General features: G+C 41.5%; 15 protein-coding genes. 3 read left to right on the top strand and 12 right to left on the bottom strand.

From position 1 onward, the window contains the following. Window positions 1-47 precede the first annotated feature (47 nt). The 4 genes from EKB01_RS01855 to parE form a co-directional block, all read right to left on the bottom strand. Entirely contained in the window at window positions 48-1,085 is a 1,038-nt protein-coding gene (locus EKB01_RS01855; protein WP_279633969.1) for a branched-chain amino acid aminotransferase, read from the bottom strand. A gap of 115 nt (window positions 1,086-1,200) precedes the next feature. Next, window positions 1,201-3,681: a DNA topoisomerase IV subunit A gene (gene parC / locus EKB01_RS01850; protein WP_167265473.1), complete on the bottom strand. Its 2,481-nt coding sequence runs from the start codon at window positions 3,679-3,681 to the stop codon at window positions 1,201-1,203. Window positions 3,682-4,023: 342 nt separating this feature from the next. Next, window positions 4,024-4,842, bottom strand: a complete 819-nt coding sequence (locus EKB01_RS01845) for an aminoglycoside 6-adenylyltransferase (RefSeq protein ID WP_167265471.1) — start codon at window positions 4,840-4,842, stop codon at window positions 4,024-4,026. A 27-nt stretch (window positions 4,843-4,869) separates the two neighbouring features. Beyond that, entirely contained in the window at window positions 4,870-6,813 is a 1,944-nt protein-coding gene (gene parE / locus EKB01_RS01840; RefSeq protein ID WP_167265469.1) for a DNA topoisomerase IV subunit B, read from the bottom strand. A 135-nt stretch (window positions 6,814-6,948) separates the two neighbouring features. Between parE and plsY the strand changes: the two genes are divergently transcribed. Together plsY and EKB01_RS01830 are read left to right on the top strand one after the other, a co-directional pair. After that, window positions 6,949-7,590: a glycerol-3-phosphate 1-O-acyltransferase PlsY gene (gene plsY, locus EKB01_RS01835; protein WP_167265466.1), complete on the top strand. Its 642-nt coding sequence runs from the start codon at window positions 6,949-6,951 to the stop codon at window positions 7,588-7,590. A gap of 109 nt (window positions 7,591-7,699) precedes the next feature. Continuing rightward, entirely contained in the window at window positions 7,700-8,974 is a 1,275-nt protein-coding gene (locus tag EKB01_RS01830; protein WP_167265464.1) for an MFS transporter, read from the top strand. Window positions 8,975-9,094: 120 nt separating this feature from the next. Here the strand turns inward: EKB01_RS01830 and EKB01_RS01825 are convergent, their stop codons facing one another. The 8 genes from EKB01_RS01825 to EKB01_RS01790 form a co-directional block, all read right to left on the bottom strand. Continuing rightward, window positions 9,095-10,051 (bottom strand): ABC transporter permease, encoded by a 957-nt coding sequence (locus tag EKB01_RS01825; protein WP_000029134.1) that lies wholly within the window; start codon window positions 10,049-10,051, stop codon window positions 9,095-9,097. A gap of 2 nt (window positions 10,052-10,053) precedes the next feature. Then, a complete protein-coding gene (locus EKB01_RS01820) occupies window positions 10,054-11,112 on the bottom strand; it encodes an ABC transporter permease (RefSeq protein WP_000038677.1) in 1,059 nt (352 codons plus the stop codon). Continuing rightward, window positions 11,105-12,640: an ABC transporter ATP-binding protein gene (locus EKB01_RS01815; protein ID WP_167265462.1), complete on the bottom strand. Its 1,536-nt coding sequence runs from the start codon at window positions 12,638-12,640 to the stop codon at window positions 11,105-11,107. Before EKB01_RS01815 ends, EKB01_RS01820 begins: the two co-directional genes overlap by 8 nt. 136 nt (window positions 12,641-12,776) lie before the next feature. Beyond that, complete coding sequence (locus EKB01_RS01810) at window positions 12,777-13,832, bottom strand: BMP family protein (RefSeq protein ID WP_167265460.1); 1,056 nt, start codon at window positions 13,830-13,832, stop codon at window positions 12,777-12,779. 89 nt (window positions 13,833-13,921) lie between these two features. Next, window positions 13,922-14,311 carry a cytidine deaminase gene (locus EKB01_RS01805; protein ID WP_000246081.1) on the bottom strand — a complete coding sequence of 130 codons (390 nt, stop codon included), beginning with the start codon at window positions 14,309-14,311 and terminating at the stop codon, window positions 13,922-13,924. Next, complete coding sequence (deoC, locus tag EKB01_RS01800) at window positions 14,298-14,960, bottom strand: deoxyribose-phosphate aldolase (RefSeq protein ID WP_000773700.1); 663 nt, start codon at window positions 14,958-14,960, stop codon at window positions 14,298-14,300. The genes EKB01_RS01805 and deoC overlap by 14 nt, the downstream gene beginning before the upstream one ends. Window positions 14,961-14,979: 19 nt before the next feature. Continuing rightward, window positions 14,980-16,257 (bottom strand): pyrimidine-nucleoside phosphorylase, encoded by a 1,278-nt coding sequence (locus EKB01_RS01795; protein WP_167265458.1) that lies wholly within the window; start codon window positions 16,255-16,257, stop codon window positions 14,980-14,982. Further along, window positions 16,254-16,844: a class I SAM-dependent methyltransferase gene (locus EKB01_RS01790; protein ID WP_109290110.1), complete on the bottom strand. Its 591-nt coding sequence runs from the start codon at window positions 16,842-16,844 to the stop codon at window positions 16,254-16,256. The genes EKB01_RS01795 and EKB01_RS01790 overlap by 4 nt, the downstream gene beginning before the upstream one ends. Window positions 16,845-17,078: 234 nt before the next feature. Here EKB01_RS01790 and coaA point away from each other — a divergent pair, with 234 nt between their 5' ends. After that, a complete protein-coding gene (gene coaA, locus EKB01_RS01785) occupies window positions 17,079-17,999 on the top strand; it encodes a type I pantothenate kinase (protein WP_167265456.1) in 921 nt (306 codons plus the stop codon). Window positions 18,000-18,048 lie beyond the last annotated feature (49 nt).

The following is an 18,048-nucleotide window of genomic DNA, read 5'->3' as shown; positions in this document are numbered from 1 at the left end:
TTTCAGTCCTTACAACTGCTATGGAGTTTCTCTTTGCTTCGTGTCTTTTAATCCACTTTGACAATCCATCCCTCTGGTGCTTCTACATCACCAAATTGGATACCCGTCAATTCATCGTAGAGTTTACGTGTAACAGGACCTACTTCTGTTTCACTATAGAAAACATGGAAATCATCGCCATGTTGGATCCCCCCAATTGGAGAAATGACCGCTGCTGTACCACAAGCACCTGCCTCTACAAAACGATCCAAATTATCGATTGGGACATCACCTTCAATCGGTGTTAAGCCCAAGCGGTGTTCTGCCAAGTAAAGCAAAGAGTACTTGGTAATAGATGGCAAGATAGATGGACTCAATGGTGTTACAAATTCATTGTCTGCCGTGATTCCAAAGAAGTTGGCTGATCCGACTTCTTCAATCTTTGTATGTGTAGATGGGTCTAAGTAGATAACATCTGAAAATTGGCGTGACTTGGCCATTTTACCTGGGAGGAGACTAGCAGCATAGTTTCCACCTACCTTGGCCGCACCTGTACCATTCGGAGCTGCACGGTCGTATTCATCCTGAATCAAGAAATTGGTTGGAACCAATCCACCCTTAAAGTAATTTCCAACTGGCATAGCAAAGATAGTGAAAATGTACTCTTCTGCTGGTTTTACCCCGATGATATCTCCGACACCAATCAAGAGAGGACGAAGATAAAGGGTTCCACCTGTTCCATATGGTGGTACGTATTCTTCATTTGCACGGGCAACTGCTTTACAAGCTTCTACGAACATTTCTGTTGGTACTTGGGGCATCAAGAGACGGTCGCAGGTACGTTGCAGACGCTTGGCATTTTCATCAGGACGGAAAAGTTGAATACTACCATCCTTCGTACGATAGGCTTTCAATCCCTCAAATGCTTGCTGTCCATAGTGAAGACTTGGAGAAGACTCTGAAATATGCAAGGTCGCATCCTCTGTCAATTCTCCTTGATCCCATTGACCATTTTTGTAGTGAGCGATATAACGGTAAGGTAGTTTCATATAAGCAAAACCAAGATTTTCCCAATCAATTGCAACTGTCATGTGTTTCTCCTTTATACTATTCAAACTATGTGTTCTATTCTACACTTTTCTAGTAAAATTTCAAGTATTATTTGTAATTTTCTGAAAATTTTTTCAACATAAAGAAATCAGCCCTCTGGACTGATTCTTTTTACGAATTTGTTTTGTCCTCTTTAAAGACTTCTTTGAGGTAAGCATCGAAAACTTCTTCATCTGAAATCGTGTCTGAAATAAAGCTTCCATTGCTAGTACGTTCTGACAAGTTGAGGTCCTGCAATCGACTCTCATAGATTGTTCCCTTGTTAGATTGGACAAGTAACGTTTGGTCGTTTTCTTCTACTTCTGTACTAAAAAGATCACCAACGAAACCTTGCTCTGCAACTGCTCCAGCCAAGAAGACTCGGTGCGGTTTGTTTTTCAACTCACGCAAGACTTGTAGGCCTCGTTTAGCACGGCTGGTCGCTGGAATTTCCTCACAAGAGACACGTTTCAAGCTTCCACGTTGGGTCAAGAGGTAGAAGGATGAAGTGTTACAGATAAAGGCAACCTGAAGTGCATCATCTGCTTTCAGGTTCATAGCCTTGACACCCGCAGCCTTGGCACCAACAACTGGAACCTCTTCGATATTGAAACGAAGGGCATAACCGTTTTGGCTAATCAAGAGTACATCATCTAGTTTAATCGGAGCCACTGCTACAATCTGGTCTGTCTCGTCTTTGAGCTTAGCGTACTTGACAGATTTAGACTTGTAGGTCCGCCATGGAGAGAACTCTTTGCGTTCTACACGCTTGATTTGACCAAGGCGAGTCGCTGCAAAATAAGTTGTCGCATCATCAAACTGATCCACTACTTCTGCATAGAGAATTTCTTCGTTAGTTTCAAAGTTTGTAATGGTTTGGCTCAGATGCTCTCCGATCTCTTTCCAGCGAATATCTGCTAATTCATGGATTGGTCTGTAGATAACATTCCCAAGAGTCGTGAACATCAAGAGATGTTGCGTTGTCTTGGCAGATTGAACAAAGATTAAACGGTCATCATCACGTTTGCCAATTTCTTCCAGAGTAGAAGCTGCAAAGGAACGAGGACTGGTACGCTTGATGTAACCTGCCTTGGTCACGCTGACATAGGTATCTTCCTCGGCAATCAAACTAGCTGTATCAATCTCGATTACTTTTGCAGTGTCTTCTAAAGTACTCAAACGTGGTGTCGCAAATTTCTTCTTGACCTCACGAAGCTCTTTCTTCATGAGATTGTACATGGTTCGTTCGTCACCAATGATCGCCGCAAGCATGGCAATCTTTTCACGAAGTTCTGCTTCTTCTTCCTGCAAGACAACCACGTCTGTATTGGTCAATCGATACAGTTGCAAGGTCACGATAGCTTCAGCCTGCTCTTCAGTAAACTCATAGCTGACCTTGAGGTTTTCCTTAGCGTCAGCCTTGTTCTCAGAAGCACGAATAAGGGCAATGACTTCGTCCAAAATTGAAATCACGCGAATCAAACCTTCAACGATATGGAGACGTTTCTCAGCCTTTTCCTTGTCAAAGCGGGAACGCGCCAGAATCACTTCACGACGGTGGGCGATATAGCTAGACAAAATTGGGACAATCCCAACCTGACGAGGTGTGAAATTGTCAATCACCACCATGTTAAAGTTGTAGTTGATTTGTAGGTCAGTATATTTTAAGAGATAGTTGAGTACGAGCTCGGTATTCGCGTCTTTCTTAAGTTCGATAGCGATGCGAAGACCGTCACGGTCCGACTCATCACGAATCTCAGCAATACCTGCCACCTTGTTATTAACACGAACATCATCGATTTTCTTGACTAGATTAGCCTTATTGATTTCATAAGGAATCTCAGTGATAACGATTTGTTCCTTACCACCTTTTAGCTTTTCAATCTCCGTCTTGGAACGAACAACTACGCGTCCTTTCCCAGTTTCATAGGCCTTCTTGATTTCATCACGCCCTTGGATGATAGCTCCTGTAGGGAAGTCTGGCCCAGGCAAGAATTCCATCAGCTTATCAACCTTGGCAGTTGGGTGGTCAATCATGTAAACCGCCGCATCAATAACCTCAGCTAAATTATGCGGTGGAATATCTGTGGCATATCCAGCCGAAATTCCAGTTGAACCATTGACCAAGAGGTTTGGAAAGGCTGCTGGCAAAACCGTCGGCTCTTTCTCAGTATCGTCAAAGTTCCAAGCAAAGGGAACTGTCTTTTTCTCGATATCCTGAAGAAGGTAGCCTGCAATCTCAGACAAACGAGCCTCGGTATAACGCATTGCCGCAGGTGGATCTCCGTCCATAGAACCGTTGTTCCCGTGCATTTCGACCAGAATCTCACGATTTTTCCAGTCCTGAGACATACGAACCATGGCATCATAGATAGAACTGTCCCCGTGGGGGTGAAAATTCCCCATGATGTTCCCGACAGACTTGGCCGATTTACGGTAGCTCTTGTCAAAAGTATTGCCATCCTTATTCATCGAATAAAGAATACGACGCTGAACCGGCTTCAATCCATCCCGAATGTCTGGCAAAGCCCGGTCTTGAATGATGTACTTGGAGTAGCGACCAAAGCGCTCTCCCATGATGTCCTCAAGGGACATGTTTTGGATATTACTCATATAGGATACAAAGCCCGTAAAATGCAAAGTGAAAATAGGAAATTATTGCAGTGAGCGATGCTCACAAGAAAATTTATCTTTTTCACCCAGCATTTAGGGCGTGTTCAACTCCTTTCAAAGAATGTAGAGTAGGTTTTTATAGAAAATATGTTCAGTTAAGATACAAAGGGACGTTTCGGCCTGCCGAAAATTTCTGTAGAAAAATAGGAAATCGATGCAGAGTTCGATGAACACAAAGCGATTTATCTTTTTTCCTAAGAAAATAGTCCCGTGTTCAGTTACAATAAGTAACCAAACTATCCTTTCTGTAGTTTAATCTTTTAAATTATATACTTTATTTAGTTAGTGATTTGAAAGTCTCTCCTCAGCATACTGAATCATCTTCTCACCCACTTCCCTATCATAGTCAAAGCCCATCTTTTTAGCAAGATATTGAACTTCTTGGTGGAAAAGTTGCATCGTAGCAAACAAAGATTGAGTGATTTTGTCACTACTTGAAAAATCAAGTAGATTTGAGAATTCCTTCTCTTTCTCAGCAGGCAAGTAGCTAAAGAGATACTTGTAGTTCTTGCCAACATCAACCGTGCCCCTATCACTTGCTACCTGCCAAGCCAATACCTTCAAGAGTTCTTGGTGACAAATGCCATAGAGATGATCAGTCGCATAGAAGACTTGCTTGCGACAGATTCCTTTGACTACGTAGGCTGACACCCACCAAAATTCATTGCAGGCTTTTTCAAAATCTGTCTGACTAGATAGACTTGTCCAGTAACGTTGAGGACTTGGGAAATAGGGAACAAACAAGCCTTTCTTATCTTGCAAAACTGTATAATCAGCTTCACTATCCACCCACTCTTGAATATACTCCGTAGGACAGAGGGTCAAATCAATCCGATTGCCATCTTCAAATAGCATGAGATAAAGTCGACGGTTGCCTAGGACATTATGCTGCTCAATGATACGAGTGCCAAACTGGTCTAACCAAGAAAGGTCACTCGTCAGATTATCTAAGTCGTCCACGACATAGATCACGTCGTAATCTTGAAACTCATCTTTTTGCACTTTTGTATCAGTCCGCGAACCAGACATGGCGACAGCCTCGACTTGTAAAGATTTGGCAGTCTGTAAAATCACATCGAGCATTTCTGTTTCTGTTCTCATGTTGATACCCATTCATTAAAAACCGACTTAAAACACAGTCGCTTCTTCCAGCGTAAACTTGACATTATCTTCAATCCATTTACGACGTGGTTCGACCTTATCTCCCATAAGGACATTGACACGGCGTTCAGCGCGTGCGAGATCTTCAATCGTGACACGGATAAGGGTACGTGTTTCTGGGTTCATGGTTGTTTCCCAGAGTTGGTCCGCATTCATCTCACCAAGACCTTTGTAGCGTTGAAGGGTAGCGCCTTTACCGAACTTCTTGCGAAGTTCTTCTAACTCACCATCCGTCCAAGCATAAGCTACTTCTTCTTTCTTGCCTTTTCCTTTTGACATCTTGTAAAGAGGCGGAAGGGCGATATAGACATGTCCCGCCTCAACTAGCGGACGCATGTAGCGGTAGAAAAAGGTTAAAAGAAGAGTTTGAATGTGGGCACCATCGGTATCCGCATCGGTCATGATAATGATTTTGTCGTAGTTGGCATCTTCAAGGGAGAAGTCTGCCCCCACACCCGCACCTATGGTGTAAATCATAGTGTTGATTTCTTCGTTTTTGAGGATATCCGCCATTTTAGCCTTGGCGGTATTGATAACCTTACCTCGAAGGGGCAAGATAGCCTGGAACTTACGATCACGACCTTGCTTGGCAGAACCGCCGGCAGAGTCCCCCTCAACCAGATAGAGTTCATTCTTGGCAGGGTTTTTAGACTGGGCTGGAGTCAATTTTCCAGACAACAAGCCCTTGTCTTTTTTATTTTTCTTACCATTTCGGCTCTCATCACGTGCCTTACGTGCCGCTTCACGGGCATCACGCGCCTTGATAGCCTTGCGAATGAGATTGGAAGCTAGTTCTCCATTTTCCATTAGAAAGAAGGTCAACTTATCAGATACTATGCCATCCACAACAGGACGAGCCAGAGGGCTTCCAAGTTTGTCCTTGGTCTGGCCTTCAAACTGCAAATGTTCTTCAGGAACAAGAATAGAAAGAACGGCCGCTAGTCCCTCACGATAATCTGATCCTTCAAGATTTTTATCTTTTTCTTTGAGAAGTCCCGTCTTACGCGCATAGTCGTTCATGACCTTTGTAATGGCAGACTTGAGTCCCGTCTCATGCGTTCCACCGTCCTTGGTACGAACGTTATTGACAAAGGACAAGATGTTATCTGAGAATCCATCATTGTACTGGAGGGCAACTTCCACTTGGAAACCATTGTCTTCCCCCTCAAAGTACAGAACCGGCGTCAAGGTTTCCTTGTCTTCATTGAGGTAAGAAACAAAGTCTTGTACCCCGTTCTCATAATGGAATTCGATTGCTTCATCTGTTCGCTTATCTGTCAAAGACAAGGTCACATTTTTCAAGAGAAAGGCTGACTCATTAAGGCGTTCTGAGATGGTATTGTACTTGAAGTCAGTCGTAGAAAAGATACTGGCATCTGGCATGAAGGTGACTTTGGTACCTGTCTTAGTCTTGGGTGCTGTACCAATTTTCTTCAAAGTCATGGCAGGTTTTCCACCATTTTCAAAGCGTTGCTTATAAACAGCACCATCACGAGTGATTTCTACTTCTAGCCAACTAGAAAGGGCATTAACAACAGAAGACCCCACCCCGTGGAGACCTCCAGATGTCTTATAACCCCCTTGACCGAATTTCCCTCCGGCATGGAGAATGGTAAAGATAACCTCTACGGTTGGAATTCCCATGGCATGCATACCAGTCGGCACCCCACGACCATGGTCCTCTACTGTTAGACTTCCGTCTTTATTGATAGTCACATCAATGCGGTCACCAAAGCCAGACAAGGCCTCATCGACTGCATTGTCCACTATTTCCCAAACTAGATGGTGGAGACCAGCACCGTCGGTCGATCCGATATACATCCCCGGACGTTTACGAACCGCATCCAACCCTTCTAGCACCTGAATGGCGTCATCATTATAGTTATTAATATTGATTTCCTTTTTTGACACAAGGAACCTCCTATTTGTTCATCTTTTCTATTTTACAGGTTTTCTAGGGATTTTGCAAAGTTTTTCCCGTTCAGCTGTCACAATTTTAAAGGATATTCTCATCATTTCTACACTATTTCATGGTATAATAGGTCTATGATGACATTTGTATTATTAATTTCAGCTTATCTACTAGGCTCAATCCCTTCTGGTCTTTGGATCGGACAAATCTTCTTTCAAACAAATCTGCGTGAACATGGTTCTGGAAATACTGGAACAACCAATACTTTTCGCATTTTGGGTAAGAAAGCAGGTATGGCAACCTTTGTAATTGACTTTTTCAAAGGGACCTTGGCCACTCTGCTTCCAATTCTTTTCCACCTACAAGGTGTATCACCTCTTGTCTTTGGACTTTTGGCTGTCATTGGACATACCTTCCCTATCTTTGCAGGCTTTAAAGGTGGTAAGGCTGTCGCAACTAGCGCTGGAGTTGTTTTCGGATTTGCGCCTATCTTCTGTCTCTACCTAGCAGTCGTATTCTTTGGAACCCTCTATCTTGGTAGTATGATTTCCTTGTCTAGCGTTGCCGCTTCTATCGCAGCCGTTATCGGAGTTCTCCTATTTCCACTATTTGGATTTATCCTAGACAGCTATGACCTTCTCTTCATTCTGATTATCCTAGCACTTGCTAGCTTGATTATCATTCGTCACAAGGATAATATCACACGTATCAAAAATAAAACTGAAAATCTTGTCCCTTGGGGATTGAACCTAACCCATCAAAATCCTAACAAATAAAACGCCAGTTTTGAACTGGCGTTTAAAGATATTCAATTACACTAATATCCTAGTGTGATTCTTATTAGATATACTTTTTAAATAATAACTTTCATGGTGGAAGATGTAGATGAAAAATATAATTAGTGATCGTATATCAAATAAGCAAATTATAAAAGATTTTATTAGCAATTTCATTGGCTCTTTGAGCGGGAAATCTTTCAATTTTGCTTTAGGTTTGATGCTACTGGATCAAACAAAATCTGCAATGAGTTTTGGGATTAATATGATTATTTATCCTTTAGTCAGTTTGATTTTCTTAGTTCCCATTGGTAATCTAGTAGATAGATACCCACACAAGAAAATCTTAATATATAATTTCATCTTTAGGATTTTTATCTTTCTTTTGTTTTATGCTTTTTATTTTCTTATGGATTCTTCTAGTATCTTATATCTAGTAATTCCATTTGTAATACTCCACTCTATTACAGTCAATATAAGTGATACTTGTTATTCAGCCTCAATTCATGAATTAGTAAATGATAAAAAAATTCAAAGATTAAGTTCTGTTACACAGACTGCCATTGCAATTGCAACCATGCTTTCTCCAGCCATTGGAGTCATTTTTTATGGTTGGTTAGGTTTTGCAGGTTTTATTCTAATTGAAATCTTTGCAAACCTCCTCTCTTTAGGAGTTCTACTTAGTATGAAATTTTACTATGAATATAACGAGAAAGAGAACAAGGCTACGAATTGTGAAAATCCTCTGCATGGAGTCAAAGGAATCATTCAATTTCTTAAAGAAAATCAAATTGTAAAATACATTATTCTTGTAAGTGTTATCCTCAATTTTTTCTACACATCTATCAGTATTGGGGTGCCATTTGTAGTAAAAGAACAACTTCTGTTAGGTAACTCGACAGTAGGAATGCTTGAAACTATGGCAGCAGTAGGAATGCTTTTAGCAAGTATTTCAATGTCACTATTGCCAGATAAGAAAGAAAACAACATCTTACTCTCGAGTAAGATAACCATGCCACTTGTTCTCTTAACTATGGCTATTATTGGTTTAGGCATCATATTTGCATCAACTAACTCTCAAATTATTATTTCTTTTCTTGGTAGTATATTTATGGGAATCATTGCGTTTACTCTTGTTGTTTTAAATATTATTGTGATGACTTACCTTCAAAGTACCATCGAAACAAAATTTTTAGGCAGAGTAATGAGTACTTTATTTACACTAAATACATCTATCATGCCGATAGGTACCATAGTATTCACTTATCTTTTTCAAAAAGAAGTGAATGGAGGGGTGATATTCATATTCGGGGGAGGAACCCTACTAATATATATAATTATAATGTTACCTAAAATTTTTAGAATACTAAAAATTGAAAACTAAGTTTAATTAGAACTTAAAATTTAAGAGTTGCTTATTCGCTATAATTTACTATCATATATTTCAAAACTGAAATTTTAAAAATAGAAAACGCCAGTTTGAAACTGACGTTTTTTTGTATGCTTATTTTGACTTGATGTAGTTGATACCGTCTGCCTTAGGCGCAACTGCTTTTCCAAAGAAAGCTGCCAAGACAAGGATGGTCAAGACATAAGGCGCGATTTGAAGGTAAACCGCTGGCACTCCTTGTAAGAAAGGTAATTGAGAACCGATAACTGCCAAACTTTGTGAAAGTCCAAAGAAAAGACTAGAAAGCATAGCACCAATTGGGTTCCATTTACCAAAGATCATCGCAGCAAGAGCGATAAATCCAGGACCGACAATAGTTGTCACTGAGAAGTTAACTGAAATGGATTGAGCATAAATCGCTCCCCCAATTCCACCAAGGAAACCTGAAATGATAACCCCAAGATATCGCATCTTGTAGACATTGATCCCCAAGGTATCCGCTGCTTGAGGGTGTTCACCGACAGAGCGAAGGCGAAGACCAAAGCGTGTCTTAAAGAGAATAAACCAAGCAAAGAATGAGAAGGCAATTGCGATATAACCTAGTAGACTGGTAGACTTGAAGAAAATATCTCCAATCACAGGGATATTAGCCAAAACTGGGAAATCAAAACGTCCAAAAGTCTGGCTTAAGTTATCCGTTTGCCCTTTGTTATAAAGAACTTTAACCAAGAAAACTGCTAGGGCAGGAGCCATCAAGTTCAATACTGTACCACTGACAACATGGTCCGCACGGAAATGAACTGTAGCGACTGCATGGATGAGGGAGAAAATAGCTCCCACGATACCAGCAACTAACAAGGAAATCCAAGGGGTCGCTGCTCCAAGCTGTTCTGCAAACTCAAGGTTAAAGACAACCCCAGAAAAGGCTCCCATAACCATAATTCCTTCAAGACCGACATTAACGACACCACCACGTTCAGAGAAGACTCCTCCGATACTCGTAAAAATAAGTGGTGCTGAGTAAATCAGCATAGAAGAGACCAAGAGGGTGAGTAATGTTGTAATAGACATCCTTACTTACCTCCTTTAACTTGTTTTTTGGGTTTGACAAAATGTTCGATAATATAGTGAACACTGACAAAGAAGATAATAGACGCTGTTACAATGCTGACAAGCTCAGACGGAACTTGCGCAGCGTTCATACCCGGTGCTCCTACTTGCAAAACTCCAAATAAGAAGGCTGCAAAGAGAATTCCAATTGGTGAGTTTCCAGCAAGCAAACTAACTGCCATCCCGTTAAATCCGATAGCTAATGATGAACCTTGAACGTAAACGTTTTGGAAGGTTCCAAGACCTTCGACCGCTCCACCAAGACCAGCCAAAGCACCAGAGATGATCATTGATAGAATGATTGTACGTTTTGCTGAAATACCAGCGTACTCTGAAGCATGGGGATTAAGACCAACTGCACGAATTTCAAAACCGAGAGTCGTTTTCTTGAGCAAGAACCAAATCACGCCAACAGCAATGATGGCAAAGAAGATCCCGATATTCATACGAGAATTGCCAGTCAACTCAGATAACCATGGTGTCTGATAAGTGGCATTGGCACTCACACGAATCGTTGAGTCCGTGCTTTGCATAAAATCTTTCGGAAAAGAATGAATAAAGGCGTTCCCTACGTACAAAACAATGTAGTTCATCATGATGGTTACGATAACCTCTGATGTACCTAAATAGGCTCTGAGAATACCTGGAATAGCACCTACAATCCCACCTGCAATCAAAGCAATTACTACGGTAGCTAAAATCAACATTGGGCGTGGCATATCCGGATGCGACAAAGCAAACCAACCACTAAGAATCCAACCCGCTAGTGCCTGACCAGGAAGTCCAACGTTAAAGAAACCTGCACGACTGGCAACTGCAAACCCCAGACCAATCAAGACAAGAGGACCCATGGCACGGAAAATCTCACCAATCCCACGGAGGCTACCAAAAGCTGTATAGAACAACTCCTCATAACCCCAGATAGCATCGTAGCCGAAAATCCACATGACAATGGCTCCGAGCAAGATTCCTAAGAATACGGAAATTAAGGGAACCGAAATTTGTTGTAACTTTTTAGACATCATCCTTCTCCTTTCCCAAGTTTCCACCTGCCATCAAGATACCAAGTTCTTGTTTGTTAGTCGTTTCTGGCGACACAATACCTTGAATCTTCCCATCATGAATAACAGCAATTCGGTCTGAAACATTTAAAATCTCATCCAATTCAAAGCTGACAACAAGCACAGCTTTCCCGTTATCACGTTCTTCAATCAAGCGTTTGTGGATATATTCAATGGCACCGACATCCAGACCACGAGTTGGTTGGCTGACAATAAGGAGATCAGGATCACGATCAATCTCACGAGCGATAATCGCTTTTTGTTGATTTCCTCCTGAAAGAGCTGCTGCTGGAACAAACTCGCTCGCCGCACGGACGTCAAATTCTTCCATCAATTTCTTAGCATGCGAAGTGATATTGGCATAGTTCAAGATACCATTCTTGCTGAGTGGTTCTTTGTAGTAGGTTTGAAGAGCGATATTTTCTGAAATCATCATCTCCAAAATCAAACCATCACGGTGGCGGTCTTCAGGAACGTGTCCCACGCTTAGTTCTGTAATTTGTCGAGGATGCATCCCCACGATTGATTTGCCTTTTAATTCAACGCTACCTGACTCAACCTTACGAAGACCCGTAATGGCTTGAATGAGTTCAGATTGGCCATTGCCATCAATACCTGCAATACCGACAATTTCACCAGCACGAACATCCAAAGAAAGATTCTTCACAGCTGGTACACCGCGGTTTTCATTGACAACCAAGTCTTTGATAGACAAGACTACTTCTTTTGGTTGTGGTGCCTGTTTCTCCGTTTTGAAGGAGACAGAACGTCCTACCATCATCTCTGCCAAGTCTGCATTGGTTGCCCCTGCAATCTCAACCGTCTGGATTGATTTCCCACGACGAATAACCGTCACTCGATTGGATACCGCACGAATTTCATCCAATTTATGGGTAATCAAAATAATGGATTTTCCTTCTTTGACAAGGTTTTTCATGATAGCCATCAACTCATCAATCTCTGAAGGAGTCAATACGGCTGTCGGTTCGTCAAAGATGAGGATATCAGCACCACGATAAAGTGTCTTCAAGATTTCTACACGTTGTTGAGCACCAACGGAAATATCTGCCACCTTGGCAGCAGGATCCACTGCCAAACCATAACGTTCAGAAAGAGCCTTGATTTCTTTAGTAGCTTCAGCTATATCTAGCACACCATTTTTAGTGATTTCACTCCCCAAAATGATATTTTCAGCTACTGTAAAAGCCTCAACCAACATAAAATGTTGGTGAACCATCCCAATTCCTAGACTAGCAGCTTTAGAAGGTGAATCTAGTTTGACAACTTGACTATTCACCGCAATTTCACCACTAGTTGGCTCGAGAAGTCCTGCCAGCATATTCATCAGAGTGGATTTACCCGCTCCATTTTCTCCTAAAAGTGCATGGATTTCACCTTTTCGCAGTTGCAAGTTGATCTTGTCGTTTGCTACAAATTCACCAAACACCTTGGTAATATCCCGCATCTCAATGACATTTTCGTGTGCCATATGCTTTTCCTTTCCGAGATTTATTTTGTTTCAATAAAACCTGCTAATCGTGTTAACAAGTTCTATTGAGACAAAAATTGCCTCAATTCTTAAAGAAGCGACCGATGGTCGCTTCCTAAGAAATGACTTTTATCCATTATTTTTCAGGAACTTTTACGCTTCCGTCAAGGATTTTAGCTTTTGCGTCTTCAACAGCTTTTTTACCTTCTTCTGAAAGGTTTGTCACTGCCAAGTCAACCCCTTTATCTTTCAATGAGTAGACAATAACTTGTCCGCCAGGGAATTCACCTTTTTCTGTTTTGTTGGCAATATCTTTTACAGTTGTACCAACTTGTTTCAATGTAGATACAAGAACGAAGTTTGATTCTTTACCATCTTTAGAAGTGTATTTACCTTCTGCTGCTTGGTCACGGTCTACACCAATAACCCAAACTTTTTCGTCTTCATTTTTACTTTCGTTCAAAGATTTTGCTTCAGCAAAGACACCAGCACCTGTACCACCAGCTGCTTGGTAGACAACGTCTGCACCTGCAGCGTATTGAGCAGCTGCAATTGTTTTACCTTTGGCAGCATCACCAAATGAACCAGCGTAGTCAACTTGGACTTTGATAGATGGGTCTACTGACTCAACACCAGCTTTAAATCCAGCAGCGAAACGTGAAATAACTTCAGATTCGATACCACCTACAAAACCAACTTGTTTTGTTTTAGTTGTTTTAGCTGCTGCAACACCAGCAAGGTAAGCTGCTTCGTTATCCGCAAATGTTACGCTCGCAACATTCTTTTGATCTTTGATCACATCATCAATCAAGACATAGTTTAAGTCAGAGTGGTCTTTTGCTGCCTCTTCAACTGCATTGTGAAGTGCAAAACCAACACCGAAGATCAGGTTGTAACTTCCAGCCGCTTGTTGCAAGTTGTTAGCATAGTCTGCTTCACTTGTTGATTGGAAATAAGTAAAGCCTTTATCTTTAGAAAGATTGTGTTCTTTACCCCAGTCTTGCAAACCTTCCCAAGCTGATTGGTTGAATGATTTGTCATCAACACCACCAGTATCTGTTACGATCGCTGCTTTGGTCTTCATTTCAGATGAAGATGAAGCTGCGTTACGAGAAGAGCGGTTACCACATGCAGCAAGTCCAACTGCTGCTACTGCAACTAGACCAAGGCCTAGCCATTGTTTCTTGTTCATTACTGAACCTCCTAAATAAGATGTGCAACGATGTTGCAAGTATGGATTGGTTGGCCACAAGGACCGCGTCACTCAAAGAGTGACTCAGACTAGTTTAAGTCTGTAAAAGAGTATGGAAGTAACTCCCCGACCGTCATCTCGACCGTCGATTTATCTTTTGCGACAAGTGTCACTTTTAGATCTTTTTCAAAAAATTCAGCCATCACTTGGCGACAAGCACCACATGGTGATATGGGTTTTTCAGTCTGTCCATAGACAATCAACTCTGAAAACTCTCTTTGGCCTTCGGAAACTGCTTTGAAAATCGCTGTACGCTCTCCACAGTTCGTCAAAGAATAGCTAGCATTCTCAATATTAACACCTGTATAAACGTTACCATCTTTCGCCACTAGAACAGCGCTAACAGGAAAGTGAGAATAGGGTACATAGGCTTGCTTGCTGGTTTCAATTGCTAAGTCAATCAACTCAGTAGTCGCCATCTGCTAATTCTCCTTTTAAAATTGCCACACCAGCTGATGTTCCAATTCGAGTAGCGCCTGCTTCCACAAAGGCAAGAGCGTCTGCATATGAGCGAGCTCCACCAGCAGCCTTAACTCCCATATCTGGTCCGACTGTTTTACGCATCAACTGAACATCCTCTATAGTGGCACCACCAGTTGAAAATCCAGTTGATGTTTTGACAAAGTCAGCGCCTGCTTTCTGGGATAATTGGCAGGCCACAACCTTTTCATCGTCTGTCAACAAGCAAGCTTCGATAATGACCTTAACCAGCTTGTCACCACTTGCTTCTACGACAGCACGGATGTCCGATTCAACCAAATCCAGATTGCCTGATTTGAGGGCACCAACATTGATAACCATATCAATCTCATCTGCACCGTTTTGGACAGCTTCTTTTGTTTCAAAAGCTTTCACAGCTGAAGTTGTTGCTCCCAAAGGAAAACCTACTACTGTACAAACCTTTACATCTGAGCCTTCAAGCCCTGTTTTCGCATGTTTAACCCATGTAGGATTAACACAAACGCTGGCAAAATCATACTCACGCGCTTCAGATAGCAAACGATCAATTTGTTCTTGGCTTGCATCTTGCTTTAAAAGCGTATGATCGATATATTTATTTAACTTCATATTCGAATTTCTCTCCTTTTCATGAGATGATTTCAATTATTTCCTGCAAACGTTTCACTCTATCATTTATTTTAACATATTTTTGGAATTCTGTAACTAGTTGAGGGGAAATTTTTCCATTTGTATAAACTTTTGCGACAATTTCTCCCTTTTGAACGGAGTCACCGACCTTCTTCTCAAAAACGATTCCAGTTTCATAGTCTAAATCATCAGACTTGACTGCGCGACCAGCTCCCAATCTCATGGCATAGAGACCAAATTCCATCGCTGGAAGGGCTGAAATGACACCTGACTCTTGAGCCGGGATATCTACTACATGCGCCACCTTGACTGGGCGATAGAGATCTTCTAAATCACCACCTTGAGCTGCTACCATTTCTTCAAACTTAGCCAGCGCTTGGCCGTTTTCAAGGTGTTGACGGACTTCTTCAACCGTCTTCTCGACATTTGCCAAACCAAGCATAATCTGAGCTAGTTCACAAATAAAGTGACTGATATCTTCTCGACCCTTTCCTTGAAGAATTTCAATTGCTTCTAGGATTTCGAGACGATTGCCAATGGCTCGTCCCAAGGGCTGGCTCATATCGGTAATAACCGCTACTGTCTTTCGACCAACGGCCTTACCCAAATCGACCATGGTTTGAGCCAATTCACGCGCCTCATCAACCGTCTTCATGAAGGCACCCTCACCAACAGTCACATCTAGCAAAATGGCATCCGCTCCTGCAGCAATTTTCTTGCTCATGACAGAACTAGCAATCAAAGGAATCGTGTCGACAGTCGCCGTCACATCACGGAGGGCATAGAGGAGTTTGTCTGCTTTAACCAGCTGATCTGACTGCCCAATAACAGATACACCAATGTCCTGTACCTGACGAATGAAATCTTCTTGACTGCGCTCCACTTGGTAGCCCTTGATTGCTTCCAACTTATCTAAGGTCCCACCAGTATGCCCTAGTCCCCGACCACTCATTTTTGCCACAGGCACACCAAAGCTAGCAACAAGGGGAGCTAAAATCAAGGTCACCTTATCACCTACACCACCAGTAGAATGTTTGTCAACTTTAACCCCATCAATAGCTGACAAGTCAAACTCCTGACCTGTCTTGACCATATTCATCGTCAGGTCAGAAATCTCTCGTGTCGTCATTCCTTTGAAATAAACTGCCATAGCAAAGGCTGACATCTGATAGTCTGGAACAGTTCCTGCCACATAGCCCTCTACTAGCCACTTGATTTCACTCGAAGACAGTTCTTGACCATCTCGTTTCTTTTGGATTAAATCAACTGCTCTCATGATTTCACACTCCTAAGGATATAATAACCCTTGTCCTTCTTTATGATTTCACAATTTCCAAAAACGTCTTCCATCTTGCTTTTGGCACTAGGAGCACCCTGTTTTTTCTGAATAACGATCGTTAAATCGCCACCATCTTTCAAGAACTCTCTGCTCTTTTCGATAATCTCATGAACAACTTGTTTGCCCGCTCGAATCGGCGGATTGGAAATAACATGGTCAAATTTCCCTTCAACTTGCTCATAGATGTTGGATTGGAAAATAGTTGCTGAAACTTGGTTTCTCTCAGCATTTTTTCGCGCCAAGTCCAAAGCACGATTATTGATATCGATCATGGTTGCTTGAACTCCGTAAGCCTTGACCAAAGAAATCCCTAGGGGACCGTACCCACAGCCGACATCTAGCACCCGCTCGCCTTTTTCAACCTCGAGACACTTCAGTAAAAGCTGACTACCAAAATCAACCATCTTTTTACTAAAGACACCTGCGTCCGTTAAAAAGGTCATTTTATGTCCCAACAATTCTACTCGCAACTCATGAATGTCGTGAGCAGCATCTGGATTTTCTGCATAATACATTTTACTCATAAAACTATTTTAGCATATTTTAAGGTTTTTTAACACCGTTTACAAAGCTAAAATTCAACAAACAAACTAAATCTGTTATGACAATAATTAAAAGATTTTTGTATTACTTCCTCTATTTTTGATCTTTTAGAGCAACTTATAGCAACTTTCAAGAATCAGAATGAGAAATATCGAATTTCATTCTCTCTTTAGATGAGAAATATGATATACTAAAATATCGAACGAGGAAAAAATATGACCAACGAATTTTTACATTTTGAAAAAATCAGCCGTGAAACCTGGCAGTCCTTGCATCGCAAGACAACCCCTCCCTTGACAGAGGAAGAGTTAGAATCCATCAAGAGCTTCAATGACCAAATCAGCCTGCAAGATGTGACAGATATTTATTTACCATTAGCTCATCTCATCCAAATTTACAAACGCACCAAAGAGGATTTAGCCTTTTCTAAGGGAATTTTTCTCCAAAGAGAGAGTAAATCTCAGCCTTTCATCATCGGTGTTTCAGGAAGTGTTGCTGTAGGAAAATCAACAACTAGCCGACTTCTGCAAATCCTTCTGTCTCGTACAGTGACTGACGCTACTGTGGAGTTAGTGACGACCGATGGTTTTCTCTATCCCAATCAAACGTTAATAGACCAAGGAATCTTAAATCGCAAAGGCTTTCCAGAGAGTTATGACATGGAAGCCTTACTGAATTTTCTTGATCGCTTAAAAAATGGACAGGATGTTGATATCCCCGTCTATTCTCACGAGGTTTATGATATTGTTCCTGGGGAGAAACAACGTGTTAAGGCTGCAGATTTTGTGATTGTTGAAGGCATCAATGTCTTTCAAAATCCTCAAAATGAGCGCCTTTACATCACCGACTTTTTTGATTTTTCCATCTATGTAGACGCTGCTGTTGAGGACATTGAGAGTTGGTATTTAGACCGATTTTTAAAACTCCTTAGCTTTGCACAAAACGATCCAGACAGCTACTACCACCACTTTACGCAAATGCCGATTGGAGAAGTTGAAGCCTTTGCACATCAGGTTTGGACCAGCATTAATCTCACAAATCTACAAAACTACATCGAACCGACAAGGAATCGGGCCGAGGTTATTCTCCACAAGGCTAAAAACCATGAAATCGATGAAATTTACCTAAAAAAATAATTTCCCCTTGTCAAAACATAAGTTTTCAGATATAATAGTGTAGTTAGTA

This window comes from Streptococcus sp. CCUG 71758 (genome assembly GCF_011714815.1).
Taxonomy (GTDB): Bacteria; Bacillota; Bacilli; order Lactobacillales; family Streptococcaceae; genus Streptococcus; species Streptococcus halitosis.
Note: the sequence above shows the minus strand (reverse complement) of the source record. Positions and strands in the feature narration are given on the sequence as shown.

Coding starts and splice junctions, on each gene's coding strand:
- parC (WP_167265473.1), bottom strand. CDS start 3,681: ATGAGTAATATCCAAAACATGTCCCTTGAGGACATCATGGGAGAGCGC.
- EKB01_RS01845 (WP_167265471.1), bottom strand. CDS start 4,842: ATGAGAACAGAAACAGAAATGCTCGATGTGATTTTACAGACTGCCAAA.
- plsY (WP_167265466.1), top strand. CDS start 6,949: ATGATGACATTTGTATTATTAATTTCAGCTTATCTACTAGGCTCAATC.
- EKB01_RS01830 (WP_167265464.1), top strand. CDS start 7,700: ATGAAAAATATAATTAGTGATCGTATATCAAATAAGCAAATTATAAAA.
- EKB01_RS01825 (WP_000029134.1), bottom strand. CDS start 10,051: ATGTCTATTACAACATTACTCACCCTCTTGGTCTCTTCTATGCTGATT.
- EKB01_RS01820 (WP_000038677.1), bottom strand. CDS start 11,112: ATGTCTAAAAAGTTACAACAAATTTCGGTTCCCTTAATTTCCGTATTC.
- EKB01_RS01815 (WP_167265462.1), bottom strand. CDS start 12,640: ATGGCACACGAAAATGTCATTGAGATGCGGGATATTACCAAGGTGTTT.
- EKB01_RS01810 (WP_167265460.1), bottom strand. CDS start 13,832: ATGAACAAGAAACAATGGCTAGGCCTTGGTCTAGTTGCAGTAGCAGCA.
- EKB01_RS01805 (WP_000246081.1), bottom strand. CDS start 14,311: ATGGCGACTACTGAGTTGATTGACTTAGCAATTGAAACCAGCAAGCAA.
- deoC (WP_000773700.1), bottom strand. CDS start 14,960: ATGAAGTTAAATAAATATATCGATCATACGCTTTTAAAGCAAGATGCA.
- EKB01_RS01795 (WP_167265458.1), bottom strand. CDS start 16,257: ATGAGAGCAGTTGATTTAATCCAAAAGAAACGAGATGGTCAAGAACTG.
- EKB01_RS01790 (WP_109290110.1), bottom strand. CDS start 16,844: ATGAGTAAAATGTATTATGCAGAAAATCCAGATGCTGCTCACGACATT.
- coaA (WP_167265456.1), top strand. CDS start 17,079: ATGACCAACGAATTTTTACATTTTGAAAAAATCAGCCGTGAAACCTGG.